Consider the following 19,754-nt stretch of genomic DNA (forward strand, 5'->3'; position numbering starts at 1 on the left):
TACTCCTGATTATTTCGCGGACTGACGGTATTGCTCAATAAGCTCGATAAAGTGGTCGAACAGCGGTGCAGCATCGTGCGGGCCGGGGCTGGCTTCCGGGTGGCCCTGGAAGCTGAACGCCGGTTTATCGGTACGGTGAATGCCCTGCAGGGTGCCGTCGAACAGCGACTTGTGGGTCACGCGCAGGTTGGCTGGCAGCGAGTCTTCATCCACCGCAAAGCCGTGGTTCTGCGCGGTGATCATCACCACGTTTCGGTCCATATCTTTTACCGGATGGTTGCCGCCGTGATGGCCGAACTTCATCTTAACGGTCTTCGCACCGCTCGCCAGCGCCAGTAGCTGATGGCCGAGGCAGATGCCGAACACAGGAATGTCGGTTTCGAGGAATTTCTGGATAGCAGTAATCGCGTAGTCGCACGGGGCCGGGTCGCCAGGGCCGTTTGACAGGAAGATGCCGTCCGGATTCATTTCCAGCACCTCTTCAGCAGAGGTCTGCGCTGGCACCACCGTCAGGCGGCAGCCGCGATCCACCAGCATACGTAGAATGTTGCGTTTGGCGCCAAAATCGTAGGCCACCACGTGGAACGGCAGGTCATCCTCAGATTTCGCTTCCGGTAAACCGTCTTTCAGCGTCCAGCTACCCTGCGTCCAGCGGTAAGTTTCCGCCGTGGTCACTTCTTTCGCCAGATCCATACCGTTCAGTCCAGGAAATGCTTTCGCTTTTTCCAGCGCCAGCTTCGCATCCGGGCTATCGCCTGCAATGATGCAGCCGTTCTGTGCACCTTTCTCACGCAGCAGACGCGTCAGCTTGCGGGTATCGATATCAGCAATCGCCACAATGTTATGCCGTTTGAGGTAAGAAGAGAGGTCTTCGGTGTTACGGAAGTTGCTGGCAATCAGCGGCAGGTCGCGAATTACCAGACCTTGTGCATGTACCTGAGAAGATTCTTCATCGGCTTCATTGGTGCCGACATTACCAATATGGGGATAAGTAAGAGTGACGATTTGGCGGGAATAGGAAGGATCAGTGAGGATTTCTTGATAACCGGTCATTGAAGTATTGAAAACGACTTCCCCAACCGCCGAACCCGTTGCCCCAATGGCCCGACCGTGAAACTGGGTTCCGTCTTCCAGAACCAATAGCGCTGACTTAATCAAAACACCCTCCAGAGAATATTCACTCACTTTATTTGCATATTAATTCATTCAGTCAGTATGAAGCAATGCAAATTTGCTTACCCGTGGATTTCTGGCAAACGGCGGCATTCTGAAGTTAAGCCGGATAAAAGTCAACTTAAAGAGGGTGTTTTTTATGTTATTTTGCACATTATAAGGAAGTTATCCTATTTAATAGGCAAAAAGATCAACTAAGTGACGATAGAAAACGCTTGCGCTTCCTTGAGTTCGAAAAAAGCTGACTGGAACGATAAAAAGTGGACCAAATGGTCAAATTTCACATTAAAACAACGAAAAACAACGATAAAAATTAATTTAATAACCACCAATACCATTAAATGAATAAAAATTCAAAATAAAGCAAATTAACGATAAAAATAATTTAAAAATCAATCACTTGTTAAAATAAAAAACAAACAAAACACATCAAAAAAATCGACAAAAACAGCAAATTAAGATAATGTAATGAGAATCACAATCTCGATATAAAGGTCTAACTTCTTTTTCTTTAAGACTAGCGCATACGATTGAACCACAACCAGCCTCACTACAGCATAAAAAAGCTAACCTATTGAAACAAAAGAGATAACCCCCCCCCCGAGGAACAGCACTCCCCCCCAATGGATATCAGTCTTATCAGTCTGGTCGAGGTGCCTTTTGCATACGGTAAGCCACTGCGGCTGAATATGACTAACATCAGTTCAGGCAGTATTTTTCCCGTTGAACGTAATGGCCCGTACCGATGCGCCTGAAGGGCTAATTAACCGCATTTATCGTAATGGCAATTACGTCACGCAAATGGATGCCGTTGGCCCGGAGATCTTTAAACTGACTATTCTTAACGCGCAAACAGCGGCAGAACATGTCGTGGGCGAAGAAACTATCGAAACATGAATGGTGAAAGGCGTTATTTATCTGACCGAATAACCGGGGGGCAAAAAAACAAAAGGGCAATAATATATTGCCCTTTGTAATCAATTAATCTTGATTACCACAACCACATCACGAAGGTATTTAGTCGTTATAGTACATCCAGTCCCAGCACATCCCGCATGTCAAATAGCCCATTTTTCTTCGTTTTTAGCCATAATGCCGATCGCAACGCGCCATTTGCAAACGTCATGCGGCTGGAAGCTTTATGCGTAATCTCTACGCGCTCGCCAATATCGGCAAACATCGCGGTATGTTCGCCGACGATGTCGCCCGCGCGTACGGTCGCAAAGCCAATCGTGCCCGGTACGCGCTCGCCGGTATAACCTTCACGCGAGTAGACCGCGCAGTCCTTCAGATTTTTATCCAGCGCCCCGGCGATTGCCTCGCCCATTGCCAGCGCCGTACCCGACGGTGCATCCACTTTATGGCGGTGGTGCGCTTCAATAATTTCAATATCGCTATAGTCGCCCATTACCTTCGCGGCTTTCTCCAGCAGCTTGAGCATGACGTTAACGCCGACGCTAAAGTTTGCGGCGAAAACGATCGCAATCTCTTGCGACGCCTCGCGAATGGCCTGTTTACCGGCGTCGTCAAAGCCGGTAGTACCAATCACCATCCCTTTACCATGTTTACGGCAGAATGCCAGATGCGCCAGTGTGCCTTCAGGACGGGTAAAATCGACCAGAACATCGAAATCATCTTTGACCGACGCCAGATCGCTTTGAATGATGACGCCCGTTTTCCCCACGCCTGCCAGTTCGCCAGCATCGCTGCCCAGCAAGGAAGAGCCTTCGCGCTCCAGCGCGGCACCCAGCTGAACATCTTCCATCGCCATGGCGGCCTGGATTAACTGCCGTCCCATGCGGCCACCGGCGCCGACAATCGCAACGCGGATCTGTGCTTCATGCATAGCTATTCTCTTTTGTAAAAATTGCGTAAACCGTTTTCAGAGTAACCAGCGCGCCCGGAGGCCGCCATCTAAAATCGCCGATAATTAGAAATTAATGATAAACAGGGAGCGATATCAGTAAAAGACATGATTCATCCCGCAGGATGAATCATTGCTGGAGAGAATGAAAGAAGAGAAACTTACTCAGGATAGAGGGAACCGGCAGGAAAATGACTTAAAAACCAGGTCACTGCCAGTAAATCCGCGCTACCGCCAGGGCTTAAGTTACGCAGGATGAGTTCATCATCGAGGGACTGCATCGCTTCAATGCCCCCCTCAACCAATACGCCCCCTTGCCACAACAATTTTTGTGCCTGCTGCTGCACGTAGTAAAGCCCTTCCAGGCCTCCCCGTGACACCAGATTGGTATCATCATTCCACGCCATCAGATGCAACAATGTTTGCAGCAGGGCAAGATGGGTATCGTCATGCTCCTGCACGACCCGGTTAAACACCGGCAAAGCCTGCGTTCTGACGGTTCGAAAACCGCTTTCCGCTTCTCCCCGCGCGCCCGACAGGCCATAGCACTGGAAATGGGTTTCACTCTTTGTCAGTTTTCCCGCTTTTTTTGCTGAGAGCTCGTGGGCAACAATATTCCGACTCAGGCGGGCAACCTGGTCGCAGATACGATTTTGCTCCAACGGTTCTCCCCGCGCGAGAAGTCGGCCAATCGCTGCGCTCAGCAGGCCAAAAGCGAAAATCGCCCCGCGATGGGTATTCACACCATTGGTCGCCTGTAGCATATCGTTCTCACAGGCCATCCCCAGCGGACGCAGCATCACCAGGACATTTTCTGCCGCCAGCGCCGCCGTGTTGTTGCCCATGATAAAAAACTTTTCCATCCACGGAGCAATGGCGGTAGTGCTACGTTCAAATGCCGCCAGATCCATATCCCTATGCGCTCCCGAATTACGAATATCGACCAGACCGGGTTTTGGTGTCAGCCTGGCTTCCGTCAGCAGCGCTCTTGCAACCAACCCATTAAGTTCGCCAGCCGCCAGCGATGAGTACGCTGGCGTACGCCGTTCAGTCACAACGCTCACGTTCATAGCATTCAATCCTTCGTGCAATTTCATCCAACAAAAGGTCAAGGGTGTGATGCTTGCCCCGGGCACAGAGATGAGCATCCTGCTGGCATATCAAACATGGCCGGGCAGGATGCCCGAGTTCACGGCGTGATAGCGACTTACCGTCGCTATCAATAATGTCGATGTCCCAAAGCCGCCCTAACGGATGGCTCATCTCTAGTGTCGACATGTGCTGTTTCAACGCCATTGCCGGCGCACAGACCGCTGCCATCCATTCCGGGCCGCTGCGTTCATTCACCTGAATTTCCCAGACGTTGACCCACTCCTTCTGTTCGCAAAGCGCCAGTATTTCGGCAATTGCGTAATCGGCGACACGCCGCCAGACCACTGAGTTTTTAACGGCGCCCGGTGCAACCAGCGTGAGGGAAATCAACGGTAGCCGATAGCAGTTCAACGCCTGACGCTGCCTGGCGGCACGTTTATCGCGCGCTTGTAGCATCTCCTCCAGCGTAACTGCCTGGCCCTGGTACAGCAGGTCTGTGCCCTTCATCAGCCTTTAACCTGGCGAATCACGTCAATCACTGAACCGTCGCGATAACGCACCACAGCCACCACCCGATCGGTAAACTCAATCGGCTGCGGTTTACCGGTCAGTTGCTCAGCGCGCTGTTGCAGTTGTTCGATGGTCATCAGCGCCACGCCCGCAGCACGCAGGTTATCAAGCAGATCCTGACGCGCAGGGTTCACTGCAATACCATGGTCGGTAACCAGCACATCAACACTTGCCCCAGGCGTGACGGTAGTCAGCACTTTTTCCACCACGCATGGGATTCGGCCACGGACCAGCGGTGCGGTAATAATGGTGAGATCGGCCCCTGCTGCCGTATCGCTATGGCCGCCCGATGCGCCACGCAGTACGCCGTTTGAACCGGTCATCACGTTAACGTTGAAATTCACGTCAATTTCCAGTGCGCTCAGCATCACCACATTCAGGCGTTCGCATGCCGCGCCTTTAGAGGCGGGGTTCGCGTATTGATTGGTTGAGATTTCAATATGATGTGGATTCTGCGCCAGCGAACGGGCTGCATCGCCATCGAATGATTGCGTATCCAGCAGCGCTTTGATCAACCCTTTCTCATGCAGATCCACCATGGTGCCGGTGATCCCGCCCAGGCCAAAACTCGCCGTAATGTTGTGGCGACGCATTTTGTCTTCCAGGAAACGGGTGACCGCCAGAGAAGCGCCACCGGTGCCGGTTTGCAGCGAGAAACCGTCACAAAAATAACCTGAGTGTTCGATCACATTGGCCGCCTGCCGGGCGATCAACAGTTCACGCGGGTTACTGGACAGACGAATCGCGCCCGCGGTAATTTTTTCCGGATCCCCTACCTCATCCACCTGCACGATCAAATCAACCTGATCCTGCGCGATACTGGCCGGATAATTGGGGAACTCGACCCACTCTTCAGTCAGGAGCACCACGCATTTAGCGTACTGCGCGTCAACCTGCGCATACCCTAAAGAGCCGCAGCGTGACTTGCCGCTAAAACCGTTCGCATTACCAAATTCGTCGCAGCACGGCACGCCGAGGAAAGCGACATCAATATTCAGCTCACCGCTCTGAATCAGTTTTACGCGGCCGCCGTGAGAGTGGATCTGTACCGGGTTTTCCATCAGGCCATCGGAGATCTCTTCCCCTAACTTGCCGCGCAGCCCGGAGGTGTAAATCTGCCGCACCACGCCATTTTTAATGTGTTCGATAAGCGGCCAGTGGGCATCAATTAATGAGCTGGAGGCAAGCGTCAGATCGCGGAATCCCATTTCCGCCAGCTTCGCCATCACCATATTGACGACTTTGTCGCCACCACGAAACGCATGGTGGAAGGAGATCGTCATACCATTTTTAAGCCCGGAACGACGGATAGCCTCTTCAAGCGAGTCACAAATTTTACGCCGACGCTTTTCCGTTTCGCTGGCAAGCCACGGGCTGTTCGCTGTTACCCCCTGGTAGGGCTGTAATCCTTCCGGTACGACATATTGCTGGTTGAGCATGGTTACAGTCTCTTTCATGGTTCCTTCCTTAATCACGAATACCGGAAGCCGACAGCGCCACCACTTTGCGCGCGTGGTCGATAATCGGGCCGTCAATCATTTTGCCGTTGAGTGAAACGACGCCCAGACCGCGAGACTCAGCCTCTTCAGCGGCGGCAATCACCTCATACGCATGCTCAACTTCTTTACGTGTCGGAGAATAAGCCTGATGTAACAGCTCAATCTGACGTGGATTCACTAAGGACTTACCGTTAAAACCAAGTCCTTTCGCCAACTGCACTTCCTTCAGGAAGCCTTCTTCATTATTGATATCCGACCAAACGACATCATAGGCGGCAATACCCGCAACGCGCGCCGCATGCAGCACTGCGCAGCGGGCGTAGAACAGCTCGGTGCCATCGCCCCGGCAGGTGCCCATATCCATCACGTAATCAAATGCCGCCAGCGCAATTGCCACCATGCGCGGGCTGGAGGTGGCGATGTCGACGGCATTGACCACGCCTTTCGCTGATTCGATCGCCGCCATCAGCCTGGTACTGCCGACCTCGCGTCCGCATTCACGTTCGATCCGTTCGACCTGCGCTTCCAGCTCCAGCACATCGTTTTTGCTGTCGGTTTTCGGCAGACGCACAATATCCGCGCCACCACGCACGACGGCCTCAAGATCGGCCAGACCAAACGGCGTGTTCAGTGGATTAATGCGCACCACTTTTTCAACATCCTGATAGAACGGATGTTGAAGCGCGTGATGAACCAAAAGACGGGCGGTATCTTTCTCACGTAACGCTACGGCGTCTTCTAAGTCGAACATCACCGCGTCCGCACCATAGACAAACGAGGTGCTCAACATGGCCGCATTTGCGCCGGGGATAAACAACATACTGCGACGTGGTCTCATAACGCACTCCATTGAATTTCCGTTTGTTCTGCAGCGCGCAGCGCCGCCGCCTGCACTCGGGCGCGTAAAATACACTCCAGCGCGCCTTTGTCATCGACGCTAACCAGCGCGCGTTCAACGCCCAGCTTCGCCAGCGTTTCGCGCACGACTTGCTCAATCGCCGCGCCAAACTGCTGCTTCACCAGACTCTCTAGCTCCAGCCGAATTCCTGGCTCGCTGGATGGACCTATCCTGATCATCACATCGCTGGATTCCAGCGTGCCTGCCAGGGCATCTTTAATGATTTTCATTAGTTATGTTCCTTGTTAACGGTGTTACGTCATATGGTTTCAGTGTGTCTGGCGGCATGCCGCTGCAGATATGCCAGGGTACCAGCAGGCACCAGCGCGCTTAGCGCCGGCCAATTACGTTCGCTATACAGTTTTCTGACGCGAGAGGCGGAAATAGCCGTGCCGTTTTTCTCCACCCGCGCCAGCTCGACGACCTCAATAACCGGGCCGCTGCGCTTCGGATCGTGTAAAATGTCGTGCATTCGCTGGTTATAGGCACAGGTCAGAGGACAAAACGGTTCACTGCCGACAAAACGATGGGTAATCCCCAGCGCTGGAGCCAGATGTTCACGGAAGAGTTGCAGATCGATCTGGCAATGGCAGTCGTCCACAACCCCTTTTTCTTTGAGGAAATAGCCGGGAAACGTCGCACGCGAGATCATATAAGCGGAGCCGGAATGCAACGTGACGTTGTCAATGCCCGCGATTCCTTGTTCGATCAGTGCCCAACGGTCGGTATAGGAAAAAAATGAAGCATCTTCTTTGACCACAAGCAGATGCAACCAGTCACAGGCCGCAGCCGCTTGCTCCACCAGGTAACGGTGGCCCAATGTAAACGGATTGGCGTTCATGACGATGGCGCCGATCGTTTTTCCCGGTTGACGATAAAGCGCCAGTTGGCGACAAAAGCGCGCTAACCGTTCACTGCTGTTCTCCATTAACACCGCCAGCTCACCTGCCTGCGCAATGGGCCAAAACCCCGCGCCAGAAAACAGCAACCGATTTTGCGGCTTAGTGAACAGGAAAAGCTCGCTGCGGCTTAACTCGTAGGCCAATGTAAGCAACTCAGTCAGCAGTTTGAGGCTGAGCCCTTCCCCTTGTAAAACTGGGGAAACAGCGATGCATTTCAGTACGTTCCCGGCCAGCGAGCCGCATCCAACTATCTCACCCTGCCAATATGCGCATACCGCGATTTCACAATCGTCTTCCAGGGCGAGTCCCTCGCCCTTCAGAAACATGGCGACCGACTCGCGACGCAATACATCCTTTTGCAAATAAATGCGTTTAAATATCAGATTCACTCTATTCAGCATCCGTCAGCAAATAACGCCGCATATTTCGCCAGTGTTTATATTATTCGTCTGGAATAGACATCACACTTTCCCCGCTGCCTTTATGACCTTTATAGTTTTTATTTCCTTAATTAATCAGAGTTAATAAAAACAATTAAATTAATTAAAAACACAACCATTCAGTGAAGATAGTCACATCTCACGGTTCATTGAATTTATTAGTATGCGCAGGTCTTGTTACCCATCAATACACAGGAAAATGTTTATGACCAACATGACCCAGGCTTCGGCTACGGAGAGAAAGGGGGCTAGCGATTTACTCAGATTCAAAATCTTTGGTATGCCGCTACCGCTTTATGCTTTTGCATTAATTACTTTATTACTTTCTCATTTTTATAATGCTATACCTACTGACTTAGTCGGTGGTTTTGCCCTTATGTTTGTGATGGGGGCCATTTTTGGTGAAATCGGCAAACGTTTACCGATCTTCAATAAATATATTGGCGGCGCACCGGTTATGATATTTCTGGTTGCAGCTTATTTTGTCTATGCTGGCATATTTACGCAGAAAGAAATTGATGCGATCAGCAACGTAATGGATAAAAGCAACTTCCTTAACCTGTTTATCGCGGTGTTGATCACAGGCGCTATCCTGTCGGTAAACCGTAAGCTGCTATTAAAATCACTGCTGGGCTATATCCCAACCATCCTCGCCGGGATCGTCGGCGCGTCCCTTTTCGGTATCGTCATTGGTCTGTGCTTCGGTATCCCGGTCGACCGTATCATGATGCTGTACGTTCTGCCGATTATGGGCGGTGGTAACGGCGCGGGCGCCGTGCCTCTGTCTGAAATTTATCACTCAGTTACCGGACGTTCTCGCGAAGAGTACTACTCAACGGCTATCGCCATTCTGACCATCGCAAACATCTTCGCCATTATTTTCGCTGCACTCCTCGATATGGTCGGTAAAAAATACACCTGGCTTAGCGGTGAAGGTGAGTTGGTTCGTAAGGCTTCCTTCAAAACCGAAGATGATGAAAAGGCCGGTCAGATTACCCATCGTGAAACGGCGGTTGGCATGGTGTTATCCACCACCTGCTTCCTGCTGGCCTATGTTGTTGCCAAGAAAATTCTGCCAAGCATCGGCGGCGTCTCTATTCACTACTTCGCCTGGATGGTTCTGATTGTTGCTGCGCTGAACGCATCAGGTCTTTGCTCACCGGAGATTAAAGCCGGGGCAAAACGTCTTTCTGACTTCTTCTCCAAACAACTGCTGTGGGTGTTGATGGTAGGTGTGGGTGTTTGCTACACCGATCTGCAAGAGATCATCGACGCCCTGACGTTCGCCAACGTCGTTATCGCCGCGATCATTGTGGTCGGCGCTGTCGTTGGCGCAGCTATCGGGGGCTGGTTGATTGGCTTCTACCCGATTGAATCATCCATTACTGCGGGTCTTTGTATGGCCAACCGCGGCGGTTCCGGCGATCTGGAAGTGCTTTCCGCCTGTAATCGTATGAGCCTCATCTCGTATGCACAAATTTCCTCTCGTCTGGGCGGCGGTATTGTGCTGGTTATCGCTAGCATCGTGTTCAGCATGATGGTGTAAAAAAACGCACGGCGGTGTCTTTGCCGCAAACGACCTGGAGAAAAGTAGAGGCCAAAGCCAGAGGTGGCCAAGGGAAATCCACTCTACTCCTTAGCCGGATTCACCAGGAAGGTTGTCGTCAAGGCCACCGTCGTGCCTCTCATTATGGAAAATGATTCATGAATGAAGCTGTACTACTGGGTGAAGGTTTCACCCTGATGTTTTTAGGGATGGGGTTCGTACTGAGCTTTCTGTTCCTGCTCATCTTTGCCATTCGCGGCATGTCTGCCGTGATTACTCGCTTCTTCCCGGAACCCGTCGCCGCGCCCGCACCGCGCGCCGTTCCCGTCGTGGACGACTTCACCCGCTTAAAGCCGGTGATTGCCGCCGCCATTCACCATCACCGCCACCACGTTTAATTTCCCGGAGGGATCCATGACCATTGCCATTACCGATGTCGTCCTGCGCGACGCCCACCAGTCTCTGTTCGCCACCCGCCTGCGCCTTGACGATATGCTGCCGATTGCCGCTCAGCTTGACGATGTCGGCTACGGCTCGCTGGAGTGCTGGGGCGGTGCGACCTTTGACGCCTGCATCCGTTTCCTCGGCGAAGACCCGTGGGTTCGCCTGCGTGAACTCAAAAAAGCCATGCCCAAAACCCCGCTGCAGATGCTGCTGCGCGGCCAGAACCTGCTCGGCTACCGCCACTACGCCGATGACGTGGTGGAGCGTTTTGTCGAACGCGCGGTGAAAAACGGCATGGACGTGTTCCGCGTGTTTGATGCCATGAACGACCCGCGCAATATGAAAGCCGCCCTGCAGGCGGTGCGCAGCCACGGCGCACACGCCCAGGGCACGCTCTCTTACACCACCAGCCCGGCGCACACCCTGCAGACCTGGCTGGACCTGACCGAACAGCTGCTGGAAACCGGCGTTGACTCGATTGCCATCAAGGATATGTCCGGCATCCTGACGCCGATGGCCGCCTTTGAGCTGGTCAGTGAAATCAAAAAACGTTTTGAGGTGCGCCTGCACCTGCACTGTCACGCCACCACCGGGATGGCGGAGATGGCCCTGCTGAAGGCTATCGAGGCGGGCGTTGACGGCGTGGACACGGCGATTTCCTCCATGAGCGCCACCTACGGCCACCCGGCCACCGAGGCGCTGGTCGCCACGCTTGCCGGCACAAAATATGACACCGGGCTGGATATCCTGAAGCTGGAAAGCATCGCCGCCTACTTCCGCGAGGTGCGCAAAAAATATCACGCCTTTGAAGGCCAGCTGAAAGGCTACGACAGCCGCATTCTGGTGGCGCAGGTACCGGGCGGGATGCTGACCAACCTCGAAAGCCAGCTGAAGCAGCAGAATGCGGCGGACAAGCTGGACCAGGTGCTGGCGGAAATCCCCCGCGTGCGCGAGGACCTCGGTTTTATCCCGCTGGTGACCCCCACCTCGCAGATTGTCGGCACCCAGGCGGTGCTCAACGTCCTGACCGGCGAACGCTACAAAACCATTGCCAAAGAAACGGCGGGCATTCTGAAAGGCGAATACGGCCACACCCCGGTGCCGGTTAACGCCGCGTTACAGGCCCGCGTGCTGGAAGGGGCAGCCCCGGTGACCTGCCGTCCGGCGGATTTACTCAAACCGGAACTGGCTGAACTGGAAGCGGACGTCAGGCGCCAGGCGCAGGAGAAGGGCATCCAGCTTGCGGGAAACGCCATCGACGACGTGCTCACCGTGGCGCTGTTCCCGCAACCCGGCCTCAAATTCCTTGAGAACCGCCACAACCCGGCGGCGTTTGAGCCGGTGCCGCAGGCGGAAGCCGCGCAGCCTGCCGCTGCCCCGGCAAAAGCCGCAGCTTCCGGTATCTACACCGTGGAAGTGGAAGGCAAAGCCTTTGTGGTGAAGGTCAGCGACGGCGGCGATATCAGCCAGCTCACTGCGGCTGAACCGGCGGCCTCTTCCGCACCGGTTCAGGCCGCCGCCCCCGCAGGCGCAGGCACCCCGGTCACCGCCCCGCTGGCGGGGAATATCTGGAAGGTGATTGCCACCGAGGGCCAGACGGTGGCCGAAGGCGATGTGCTGCTGATTCTGGAGGCCATGAAGATGGAAACCGAAATCCGCGCCGCGCAGGCCGGGACGGTACGCGGTATCGCGGTGAAGTCCGGGGACGCGGTCTCTGTGGGCGACACCCTGATGACGCTGGCGTAACGGAGAACTGAAATGGAAAGTCTGAACGCCCTGCTTCAGGGCATGGGGCTGATGCACCTTGGCGCAGGCCAGGCCATCATGCTGCTGGTCAGCCTGCTGCTGCTGTGGCTGGCGATTGCGAAAAAGTTCGAGCCGCTGCTGTTGCTGCCGATTGGCTTCGGCGGGCTGCTCTCCAACATCCCGGAAGCGGGCATGGCGCTGACCGCGCTGGAAAGCCTGCTGGCGCATCACGACGCCGGGCAGCTGGCGGTGATTGCCGCGAAGCTCAACTGCGCGCCGGACGTTCATGCCATCAAGGAGGCGTTAGCGCTGGCGCTGCCGTCGGTGCAGAGCCAGATGGAGAACCTGGCGGTGGACATGGGCTACACGCCGGGGGTACTGGCGCTGTTCTATAAAGTGGCGATTGGCTCCGGCGTCGCGCCGCTGGTCATCTTTATGGGCGTGGGGGCGATGACCGACTTCGGCCCGCTGCTGGCGAATCCGCGCACCCTGCTGCTCGGCGCGGCGGCGCAGTTCGGCATCTTCGCTACGGTACTGGGGGCGCTGACGCTGAACTACTTCGGCCTGATTTCCTTCACCCTGCCGCAGGCGGCGGCCATCGGCATCATCGGCGGCGCGGACGGCCCGACGGCGATTTATCTGTCGGGCAAGCTGGCGCCGGAGCTGCTGGGGGCCATCGCGGTGGCGGCGTACTCGTATATGGCGCTGGTGCCGTTAATCCAGCCGCCGATTATGAAGGCGCTGACCACGGAGACTGAGCGCAAAATCCGCATGGTGCAGCTGCGCACCGTCAGCAAGCGGGAAAAAATCCTCTTCCCGGTGGTGCTGCTCATGCTGGTGGCCCTGCTGTTGCCGGACGCCGCGCCGCTGCTGGGGATGTTCTGCTTTGGCAATCTGATGCGTGAAAGCGGGGTGGTGGAGCGTCTGAGCGACACGGTACAGAACGGGCTGATTAATATCGTGACCATCTTCCTCGGGCTGTCGGTGGGCGCCAAGCTGGTGGCGGACAAGTTCCTGCAGCCGCAGACGCTGGGCATTCTGCTGCTGGGGGTGATTGCCTTTGGTATCGGGACGGCGGCCGGGGTGCTGATGGCGAAGCTGCTGAACCTGTGCAGTAAGAACAAAATCAACCCGCTTATCGGTTCGGCGGGGGTGTCGGCGGTGCCGATGGCGGCACGGGTGTCGAACAAAGTGGGCCTGGAGTCGGACCCGCAGAACTTCCTGCTGATGCATGCGATGGGCCCGAACGTGGCGGGGGTTATCGGTTCGGCCATTGCGGCGGGCGTGATGCTGAAATACGTGCTGGCGATGTAATAGTGGATGGGATACGCATGTCGTATCCCATTTTCATCCAAATTTTTTCTGAAAGAAAAGTAAGTATGAACTGGTTCAGGTTCCGGTGATGCCGAATGCAAGAAAATACCGTAATTAAATATCTAAATACCAATATGTTTATACGGGAAATTACACACTGGTTTGCCAGACGCTCGTTTCAAAACCGGATATTTCTACTGATCCTGTTTACATCCACCATCGTGATGCTGGCAATCACCTGGTATCTGACCGATATCACGAAAGAGCGCCTGCATTATCAGGTGGGCCAACGTGCGCTTATTCAGGCAATGCAAATATCCGCTATGCCAGAATTAGTTGAAGCCGTAGAGGCGCATGATTTGCCACGCATCAAAGCGCTGATTGACCCAATGCGCTCGTTTTCGGATGCGACTTACATTACCGTTGGCAACGAAAAAGGTCAGCGACTGTATCACGTCAACCCGAATGAGATCGGCAAATATATGGAGGGCGGCGATAGCGACGACGCGCTGTATAACGCTAAAAGCTACGTATCGGTGCGTAAAGGTTCATTAGGCTCTTCCTTACGTGGTAAATCCCCGATTCAGGACAGTACCGGTAAAGTCATCGGTATTGTTTCCGTCGGCTATACTCTGGAACAGTTGGAGAGCTGGCTTAACTTACAAATCAGCTCGTTGCTGTTCCCGATGGCGATACTGTTGCTGGTGCTGTTGTACTGCGCCCGCCGCTTCTCGCTGCATATTAAAAAGCAGATGCTTAACATGGAGCCGCAGCAGCTTTCACAACTATTAATTCAGCAAAGCGTGTTATTTGAGTCGGTATTTGAAGGGTTGATCGCCATTGACTCCCATCACCGTATTACCGCCATTAACCAAACGGCTCGCCGCTTACTGAATCTGAGCCAACCGGAGTCTGAACTCATTGGCTATGCAATCCACCATATCGTGTTGCCGGAGGCTTTTTTTTACGATGCGCCGCAAAAAAACAAAAAAGATGAGATCGTCACCTTTAACCAAATGAAAGTCATCGCCAGTCGCATGGCGGTCATTATTGACAACCAGCCTCAGGGCTGGGTTATTAGCTTTCGCAACAAAGACGATATCAATACACTCAGCCTGCAGTTAAGTCAGGTGCGGCAATACGCCGATAACCTGCGCGCCGTGCAGCATGAGCATCGCAACCTTATTTCCACCATTGCCGGACTGCTGTTCCTGAAGCGCTACGATAATGCGCTGGCGCTGATTCAGCAGCAGTCGGAAAGCCACCAGAAAGTACTCGATTTTATTTCCCATAATTTCCGCGACCACCACCTTGCGGGGCTATTAATCGGTAAATATTATCGGGCAAAAGAGCTGGGGCTGGAGCTGATTTTCGATCCTTCAAGCTTTGTTGAACACCTGCCGTCATCGCTCTCGCATAATGAATGGATTTCGATTGTTGGCAATTTATTGGACAACGCCTATAACGCCACCCTGCTCAATCGCGAAGGCTCGCGACAGATTGAGTGCCTGATCAACAGCGAAGGTAATGAAGTCATTATTGAAGTTGCCGATCAGGGATGTGGTATTGACGAAAATATCCGCCAGCATATTTTCGAGCGTGGAGTGACCACCCACAACAACGGCGATCACGGAATTGGATTATGGTTGGTGCACAGCTACGTCAAGCAGGCCAATGGTGACATTATCGTCGATAACAATAATCCTTTTGGCACCATTTTTACCCTCTATATCCCTTTTACCAGAGAAGAATAACATGGATAGCATTACGACACTCATCGTTGAAGACGAACCGATGCTAGCGGAAATCCTGGTGGACACCATCAAGCTTTTTCCCCAGTTTTCAATCGTCGGCATCGCAGACAAACTGGAAAGTGCAAAGAAGCAAATACGCCTCTATCAACCACAGTTAATTCTATTGGATAATTTTTTACCCGATGGCAAAGGGATCGATTTAATTCGTCATACCATCAGCACCAACTACACGGGGCGAATTATTTTCATTACCGCCGACAATCATATGGATACCATCAGCGATGCCTTACGCATGGGCGTATTCGATTATCTGATTAAGCCGGTACATTATCAGCGCCTGCAGCATACCCTGGAGCGGTTCACCCGTTACCGCAGTTCGTTACGTTCCAGTGAGCAGGCAAACCAGACGCACGTTGATGCCTTATTTAATATCCAGGCCAAAGAACAAACCGCAGAACCGAATAGCGGACTGCGGGGAATTGATGAAAACACCTTCAACCGGGTACGACAAATATTCGCCGACCCGCAGGCAGTACATACAGCAGACACTCTGGCGCAAATTCTGGGCAGCAGTAAAACCACTGCCCGACGCTATCTGGAACAAGGCGTGAAAAATAACTTTCTCGAAGCGGAGATCAGCTACGGGAAAGTGGGCAGGCCGGAGAGACTCTATCGCGGCAAAGTATGAGATTATGGCGCCAACATGTAATTACGGCGCACAGGCAAACACCTCAGCCACCCACTGACGAAAACCGTCCACATCCAGCGCCAGCGCCACCTGCGCGTTGGCGGGCTGCCCCAGACGCCCTTCAATATCCACCACCGTGGTACCGGCGGTATATTGCCCCTGCGTTTCTACGGCCACAAAACAGGATTGCAGGGTAAAAAGCTCCGGACGCACCAGCCAGGCGATAGCGCAGAGATCGTGCATCCGCAGACCGCTTTGCATACTGCCGCTGCGGTAATGGCTGAACAATGCATGCAGCATGCCGCCGGTTTTATTAAGCGCAGGAAGCGTAGCCAGATACTCCGGCGTCAACACGGCCTGATTGGTGACGTCCAGCCCACACATCACAATCTCAATGCCGCTACGAAATACGTGGGCGGCGGCTTCCGGATCGACAGCAATGTTAAATTCAGCATTAGGCGTAAAATTGCCGCGCCCTGCGGAACCGCCCATAATCACCAGCCGGTGAATGTTGAAGCGGCACTCCGGATAGTGCATCAGTAGCAACGCAATATTGGTCAATGGCCCTATCGCCACCAATGTCATGGGCTCCGGGGCGTTCATCAGCACATCCCGGATAGCGATAAACGCTGGCTTCGCCAACGGTTGGCGCTGATGGTCGACAAAATCATAGCCTTCCATGCCGGATTCGCCGTGGACGTATGCCGCATCGCGTAACGGACGCAGCAGCGGCGTCGCGGCCCCCTGGGCAAGTGGCACATCGGCGTCCCAGAAATGCAGGAGCTGTAAGCCGTTACGGGTGGTTTTTTCGACCGAAACGTTGCCGGCAACGGTGGTCATCAGTTGCAGATCCAGCTCGGGGGCAAACAGCGCAGCGGCAATCGCGGCGGCGTCATCAATGCCTGGATCGGTATCAAGAATAATGTGTAGGGATGCTGCCATTAACGCTCTCCTGACCTATTGTTTTATATCTTCGTACTCAGCGCGACTGATACAGGTATCAGGCACATCGTCATCCGTCACCAGACGCGGACTTAGCTTATTACCTTCGACAAACGGAACTAATGGGCAAAAACGCCCTGGCGATGCTTTGTTTTCCTGCCACTGAATCTCAAGCGATTCGGGCTCAGCGCCGGGTTTTTCTGCCTGAATCACGGTACGAACATTACCGGTTAGCCAAAAAGGTTGACACGTCTCATCAAGGCTAAAAGGCGGCGTCAAATGACCATTTTTACGTACTAGCGGATAAATAATACGCCCATCAGCGTAGGAAGGTATCATGTAGCAGTTATACATTTTGCCTTTACTGATCACAGGCTGAAAATAGCTTTCACCGCGATCGATCAGTTCAATCGTTTTTCCTTTCCAGCGATACACATTGACGCCATGACTGCAGCAACCACCGCGCCAATAGCTAACAATCTGTTTATGTTCAGCATCGATCTCTGGTGAAGTGATTTCCTGATAAGACGCTGGCGCATCAACATAACGCTGTTTGGCGGGGTCATAGAGCCATGTTTGTTCTGGAGCATTCGGCCCTGCAAGTAGCTCTGTTACAATCGACAGATCCGGGTAGCCATCAAAATTGACATCCCCCCATTGAGGCATAAACGGGCTACAAGTGCCCACCGAGGCGGTATCTAAGGTCTGTATGAGTTTACCATCACGGTATAATTTTATCGCCGAAATGGCCGGCGTATTGCCGCAATCAATCTCTTTGGAAGGGTCGTAACCCCCTGCATCATTCGTGTTCGTGACCAGCACAATATCAGGGGAGTTTTTAGGTTTGAGGTAGATAAGGGCAACAGGAAAATGTCGTTTTTTATCTGCGGAAGTCCATTCGCCTTTAATCTCACTGCTGGAGATTTCCGCATTCCAGTAACCCGAAAGCGCCTTTACGCGTTCTTCAAGATGCACCTCTTTATCCTGGAGTGAGCCGCGTAGAGCAATCGCTGCCTTGTGCTGATTGCAAGGTTCATAGCAGTAATACCCATAAAGCGTGTTACCAAATCGCGTGATATTAACGTTTACCGGTTTCCCCGCGATAGTTCCGGTATAGTTTCGCTCCCAGGCGGGTAGCTCCAGCACCGTGGCGCTTGTCGCGTCCATCCAAAAGCCGATGGCGAGTAACGTTGCCAATCCATATTTTATTTTGCCCATTTCCCTTATCCCTGTAGGCATTACACCCCAAAAACCAGCAACGATTGTGCTGGTTTTTCAGATGAATAGCAAAAAGGTGGGGCATTAGCAACGGATGACGACTACGCCTTATTCTTCCTGTCGCCCATTGAATATCAAAAGAAATTCTTAAGATCTGGTCAACGTAACGTCATCAGGCAGATTTCTGAATTATGAAATCTTATTCGACCTCACGAACATCCACACGCAGCTCTTTCGGCACTTCGAAAACAATATTTTCTTCGCGCCCCTCAAGCGTGACAGCTTCGCCGCCGCCAAACTCGCGCAGACGCGCAATAACATTCTGCACCAGAATATCCGGCGCGGAAGCGCCAGCGGTGACGCCAACGCAGGCGGCTTCTTTCACCCACGCCTCCTGGATATCCGCCGCATCGTCGATAAGAAACGCGGTTCTTCCCATCCGTTGGGCCAGTTCCGCCAGCCGGTTAGAGTTAGAAGAGTTTTTCGAGCCGACCACCAGCACCACGTCAGCCTGCTCCGCCAGCGCCCGCACCGCTTCCTGACGATTAGTAGTGGCATAGCAAATATCGTCTTTGCGCGGGCCGACGATTTTCGGAAAGCGTTTACGCAACGCATCAATCACATCGGACGTATCGTCCACGGAAAGCGTGGTTTGCGTCATGAAGGAGAGCTTGCCTTCATTTTTGACATTCAGCGTCCAGACGTCCTCTGGCGACTCAACCAGGTACATCCCCCCTTCCGGGTTGCTGTACTGGCCCATGGTGCCTTCCACTTCCGGGTGCCCGGCGTGGCCGATGAGAATAGACTCTTCACCGCGACGGCTGGCGCGCGCCACTTCCATATGGACTTTCGTCACCAGCGGGCAGGTGGCGTCAAAAACGGTAAGATCGCGGCTTTTCGCCTCGTTACGCACCGCCTGGGAAACCCCATGAGCGGAGAAGATCAGAATGGCGCCATCCGGCACTTCGCTAATTTGTTCTATAAAGATCGCCCCGCGCTTGCGCAGGCTGTCCACTACATAGCGGTTATGCACGACTTCGTGCCGAACGTAAATTGGCGCGCCGTAAATGGCGAGCGCATTTTCAACAATGCTGATAGCGCGGTCTACCCCGGCGCAAAAACCGCGTGGGTTGGCCAACAGGATCTGCATGTTTATGCCTCCAGCGCCGGATCGATTTCCAGCACTTCAATATCAAAGTGAACGGTATGCCCGGCCAGCGGATGGTTAAAATCAACGGTAATCGAGTCGCCGTTGATTTCGCGAATCACGCCAGGCATTTCGCTGCCATCCATTGCGGTAAAAAGCATAATCGCCCCGACTTCCGGTTCGCCCGCCGCCATAAACTCACGGCGCGAGAAATACTGGATCAAGTCCGGACTGGGGACGCCAAACGCGGCGTCAGGCTCCAGCGAAAACGCTTTCTTTTCCCCTTCTTTCAACCCCAGAAGCTGCTGCTCCAGACCTTCGGAAAGCGAGGTATCGCCAAGACGGAACAGGGCTGGCTTGCCGTTATTGCGGGTAGATTCCGCCGTTGAGCCATCATCCAGTTTCAGGGTGAAGTGAACGAGGATCGCGCTGTTGCTCTGTACGGATTTAGACATGCAAATTGCTCACGTGTTTTGCCCGGAGGCACAAAGAACGATAAAACCGTAGGCCGGATAAG

Annotated in this window: 19 protein-coding genes; 7 read left to right on the forward strand and 12 right to left on the reverse strand. The window is 53.5% G+C overall.

Going from position 1 to position 19,754, the window contains the following annotated elements:
- Positions 1–9: 9 nt before the first annotated feature.
- Positions 10–1,158 (reverse strand): glutamine-hydrolyzing carbamoyl-phosphate synthase small subunit, encoded by a 1,149-nt coding sequence (gene carA / locus LCS67_RS18565; protein WP_000597270.1) that lies wholly within the window; start codon positions 1,156–1,158, stop codon positions 10–12.
- Between the two features lie 747 nt (positions 1,159–1,905).
- On the opposite strand from carA, the gene LCS67_RS18570 reads away from it, so the two are divergent.
- The gene (locus LCS67_RS18570; RefSeq protein WP_001610158.1) at positions 1,906–2,070 is read left to right on the forward strand and encodes a hypothetical protein; all 165 of its coding nucleotides are present in this window, start codon (positions 1,906–1,908) and stop codon (positions 2,068–2,070) included.
- A 127-nt stretch (positions 2,071–2,197) separates the two neighbouring features.
- On the opposite strand, the gene dapB is transcribed toward LCS67_RS18570, so the two are convergent.
- The 7 genes from dapB to citC form a co-directional block, all read right to left on the reverse strand.
- A complete protein-coding gene (gene dapB, locus LCS67_RS18575) occupies positions 2,198–3,019 on the reverse strand; it encodes a 4-hydroxy-tetrahydrodipicolinate reductase (RefSeq protein WP_000544042.1) in 822 nt (273 codons plus the stop codon).
- Positions 3,020–3,198: 179 nt separating this feature from the next.
- Positions 3,199–4,107, reverse strand: a complete 909-nt coding sequence (gene citG, locus LCS67_RS18580) for a triphosphoribosyl-dephospho-CoA synthase CitG (RefSeq protein ID WP_001103238.1) — start codon at positions 4,105–4,107, stop codon at positions 3,199–3,201.
- Positions 4,085–4,636: a citrate lyase holo-[acyl-carrier protein] synthase gene (gene citX, locus LCS67_RS18585; RefSeq protein WP_031568117.1), complete on the reverse strand. Its 552-nt coding sequence runs from the start codon at positions 4,634–4,636 to the stop codon at positions 4,085–4,087. Before citX ends, citG begins: the two co-directional genes overlap by 23 nt.
- Positions 4,636–6,156, reverse strand: a complete 1,521-nt coding sequence (gene citF / locus LCS67_RS18590; RefSeq protein ID WP_000665582.1) for a citrate lyase subunit alpha — start codon at positions 6,154–6,156, stop codon at positions 4,636–4,638. The genes citX and citF overlap by 1 nt, the downstream gene beginning before the upstream one ends.
- A 10-nt stretch (positions 6,157–6,166) precedes the next feature.
- Positions 6,167–7,036 (reverse strand): citrate (pro-3S)-lyase subunit beta, encoded by an 870-nt coding sequence (citE, locus tag LCS67_RS18595; RefSeq protein WP_001247809.1) that lies wholly within the window; start codon positions 7,034–7,036, stop codon positions 6,167–6,169.
- Entirely contained in the window at positions 7,033–7,326 is a 294-nt protein-coding gene (citD, locus tag LCS67_RS18600) for a citrate lyase acyl carrier protein (RefSeq protein WP_000691461.1), read from the reverse strand. The genes citE and citD overlap by 4 nt, the downstream gene beginning before the upstream one ends.
- 29 nt (positions 7,327–7,355) lie before the next feature.
- Complete coding sequence (gene citC / locus LCS67_RS18605; RefSeq protein ID WP_077916013.1) at positions 7,356–8,399, reverse strand: [citrate (pro-3S)-lyase] ligase; 1,044 nt, start codon at positions 8,397–8,399, stop codon at positions 7,356–7,358.
- A gap of 244 nt (positions 8,400–8,643) precedes the next feature.
- On the opposite strand from citC, the gene citS reads away from it, so the two are divergent.
- The 6 genes from citS to LCS67_RS18635 all read left to right on the forward strand — a co-directional run bounded on the left by citS (position 8,644) and on the right by LCS67_RS18635 (position 15,930).
- Positions 8,644–9,984, forward strand: coding sequence for a citrate/sodium symporter CitS (gene citS, locus LCS67_RS18610; protein WP_000183609.1), 1,341 nt, complete (start codon positions 8,644–8,646; stop codon positions 9,982–9,984).
- A 158-nt stretch (positions 9,985–10,142) separates the two neighbouring features.
- Positions 10,143–10,382, forward strand: a complete 240-nt coding sequence (locus LCS67_RS18615; protein ID WP_001001154.1) for an oxaloacetate decarboxylase subunit gamma — start codon at positions 10,143–10,145, stop codon at positions 10,380–10,382.
- Between the two features lie 16 nt (positions 10,383–10,398).
- Positions 10,399–12,174 (forward strand): sodium-extruding oxaloacetate decarboxylase subunit alpha, encoded by a 1,776-nt coding sequence (gene oadA / locus LCS67_RS18620; protein ID WP_000150495.1) that lies wholly within the window; start codon positions 10,399–10,401, stop codon positions 12,172–12,174.
- Between the two features lie 12 nt (positions 12,175–12,186).
- On the forward strand, positions 12,187–13,488 hold the full coding sequence (locus LCS67_RS18625; protein WP_000444883.1) for an oxalacetate decarboxylase subunit beta: 1,302 nt from the start codon (positions 12,187–12,189) through the stop codon (positions 13,486–13,488).
- 134 nt (positions 13,489–13,622) lie between these two features.
- Positions 13,623–15,242, forward strand: a complete 1,620-nt coding sequence (locus tag LCS67_RS18630; RefSeq protein WP_001563099.1) for a sensor histidine kinase — start codon at positions 13,623–13,625, stop codon at positions 15,240–15,242.
- Between the two features lies 1 nt (position 15,243).
- Positions 15,244–15,930, forward strand: coding sequence for a response regulator (locus LCS67_RS18635; protein ID WP_000377415.1), 687 nt, complete (start codon positions 15,244–15,246; stop codon positions 15,928–15,930).
- Between the two features lie 21 nt (positions 15,931–15,951).
- Here LCS67_RS18635 and rihC read toward each other — a convergent pair whose 3' ends face one another.
- From rihC to fkpB, 4 genes are all read right to left on the reverse strand, one after another.
- Positions 15,952–16,872 (reverse strand): ribonucleoside hydrolase RihC, encoded by a 921-nt coding sequence (gene rihC / locus LCS67_RS18640; RefSeq protein ID WP_000741408.1) that lies wholly within the window; start codon positions 16,870–16,872, stop codon positions 15,952–15,954.
- Between the two features lie 15 nt (positions 16,873–16,887).
- Entirely contained in the window at positions 16,888–18,090 is a 1,203-nt protein-coding gene (locus tag LCS67_RS18645; protein ID WP_000516311.1) for an XAC2610-related protein, read from the reverse strand.
- 199 nt (positions 18,091–18,289) lie between these two features.
- Positions 18,290–19,240 (reverse strand): 4-hydroxy-3-methylbut-2-enyl diphosphate reductase, encoded by a 951-nt coding sequence (gene ispH, locus LCS67_RS18650; protein ID WP_001166422.1) that lies wholly within the window; start codon positions 19,238–19,240, stop codon positions 18,290–18,292.
- A gap of 2 nt (positions 19,241–19,242) precedes the next feature.
- Complete coding sequence (gene fkpB, locus LCS67_RS18655) at positions 19,243–19,692, reverse strand: FKBP-type peptidyl-prolyl cis-trans isomerase (RefSeq protein WP_000047269.1); 450 nt, start codon at positions 19,690–19,692, stop codon at positions 19,243–19,245.
- Positions 19,693–19,754: the final 62 nt, after the last annotated feature.

The organism is Salmonella sp. A7 (assembly GCF_020181675.1).
GTDB classification, from domain to species: Bacteria; Pseudomonadota; Gammaproteobacteria; order Enterobacterales; family Enterobacteriaceae; genus Salmonella; species Salmonella enterica.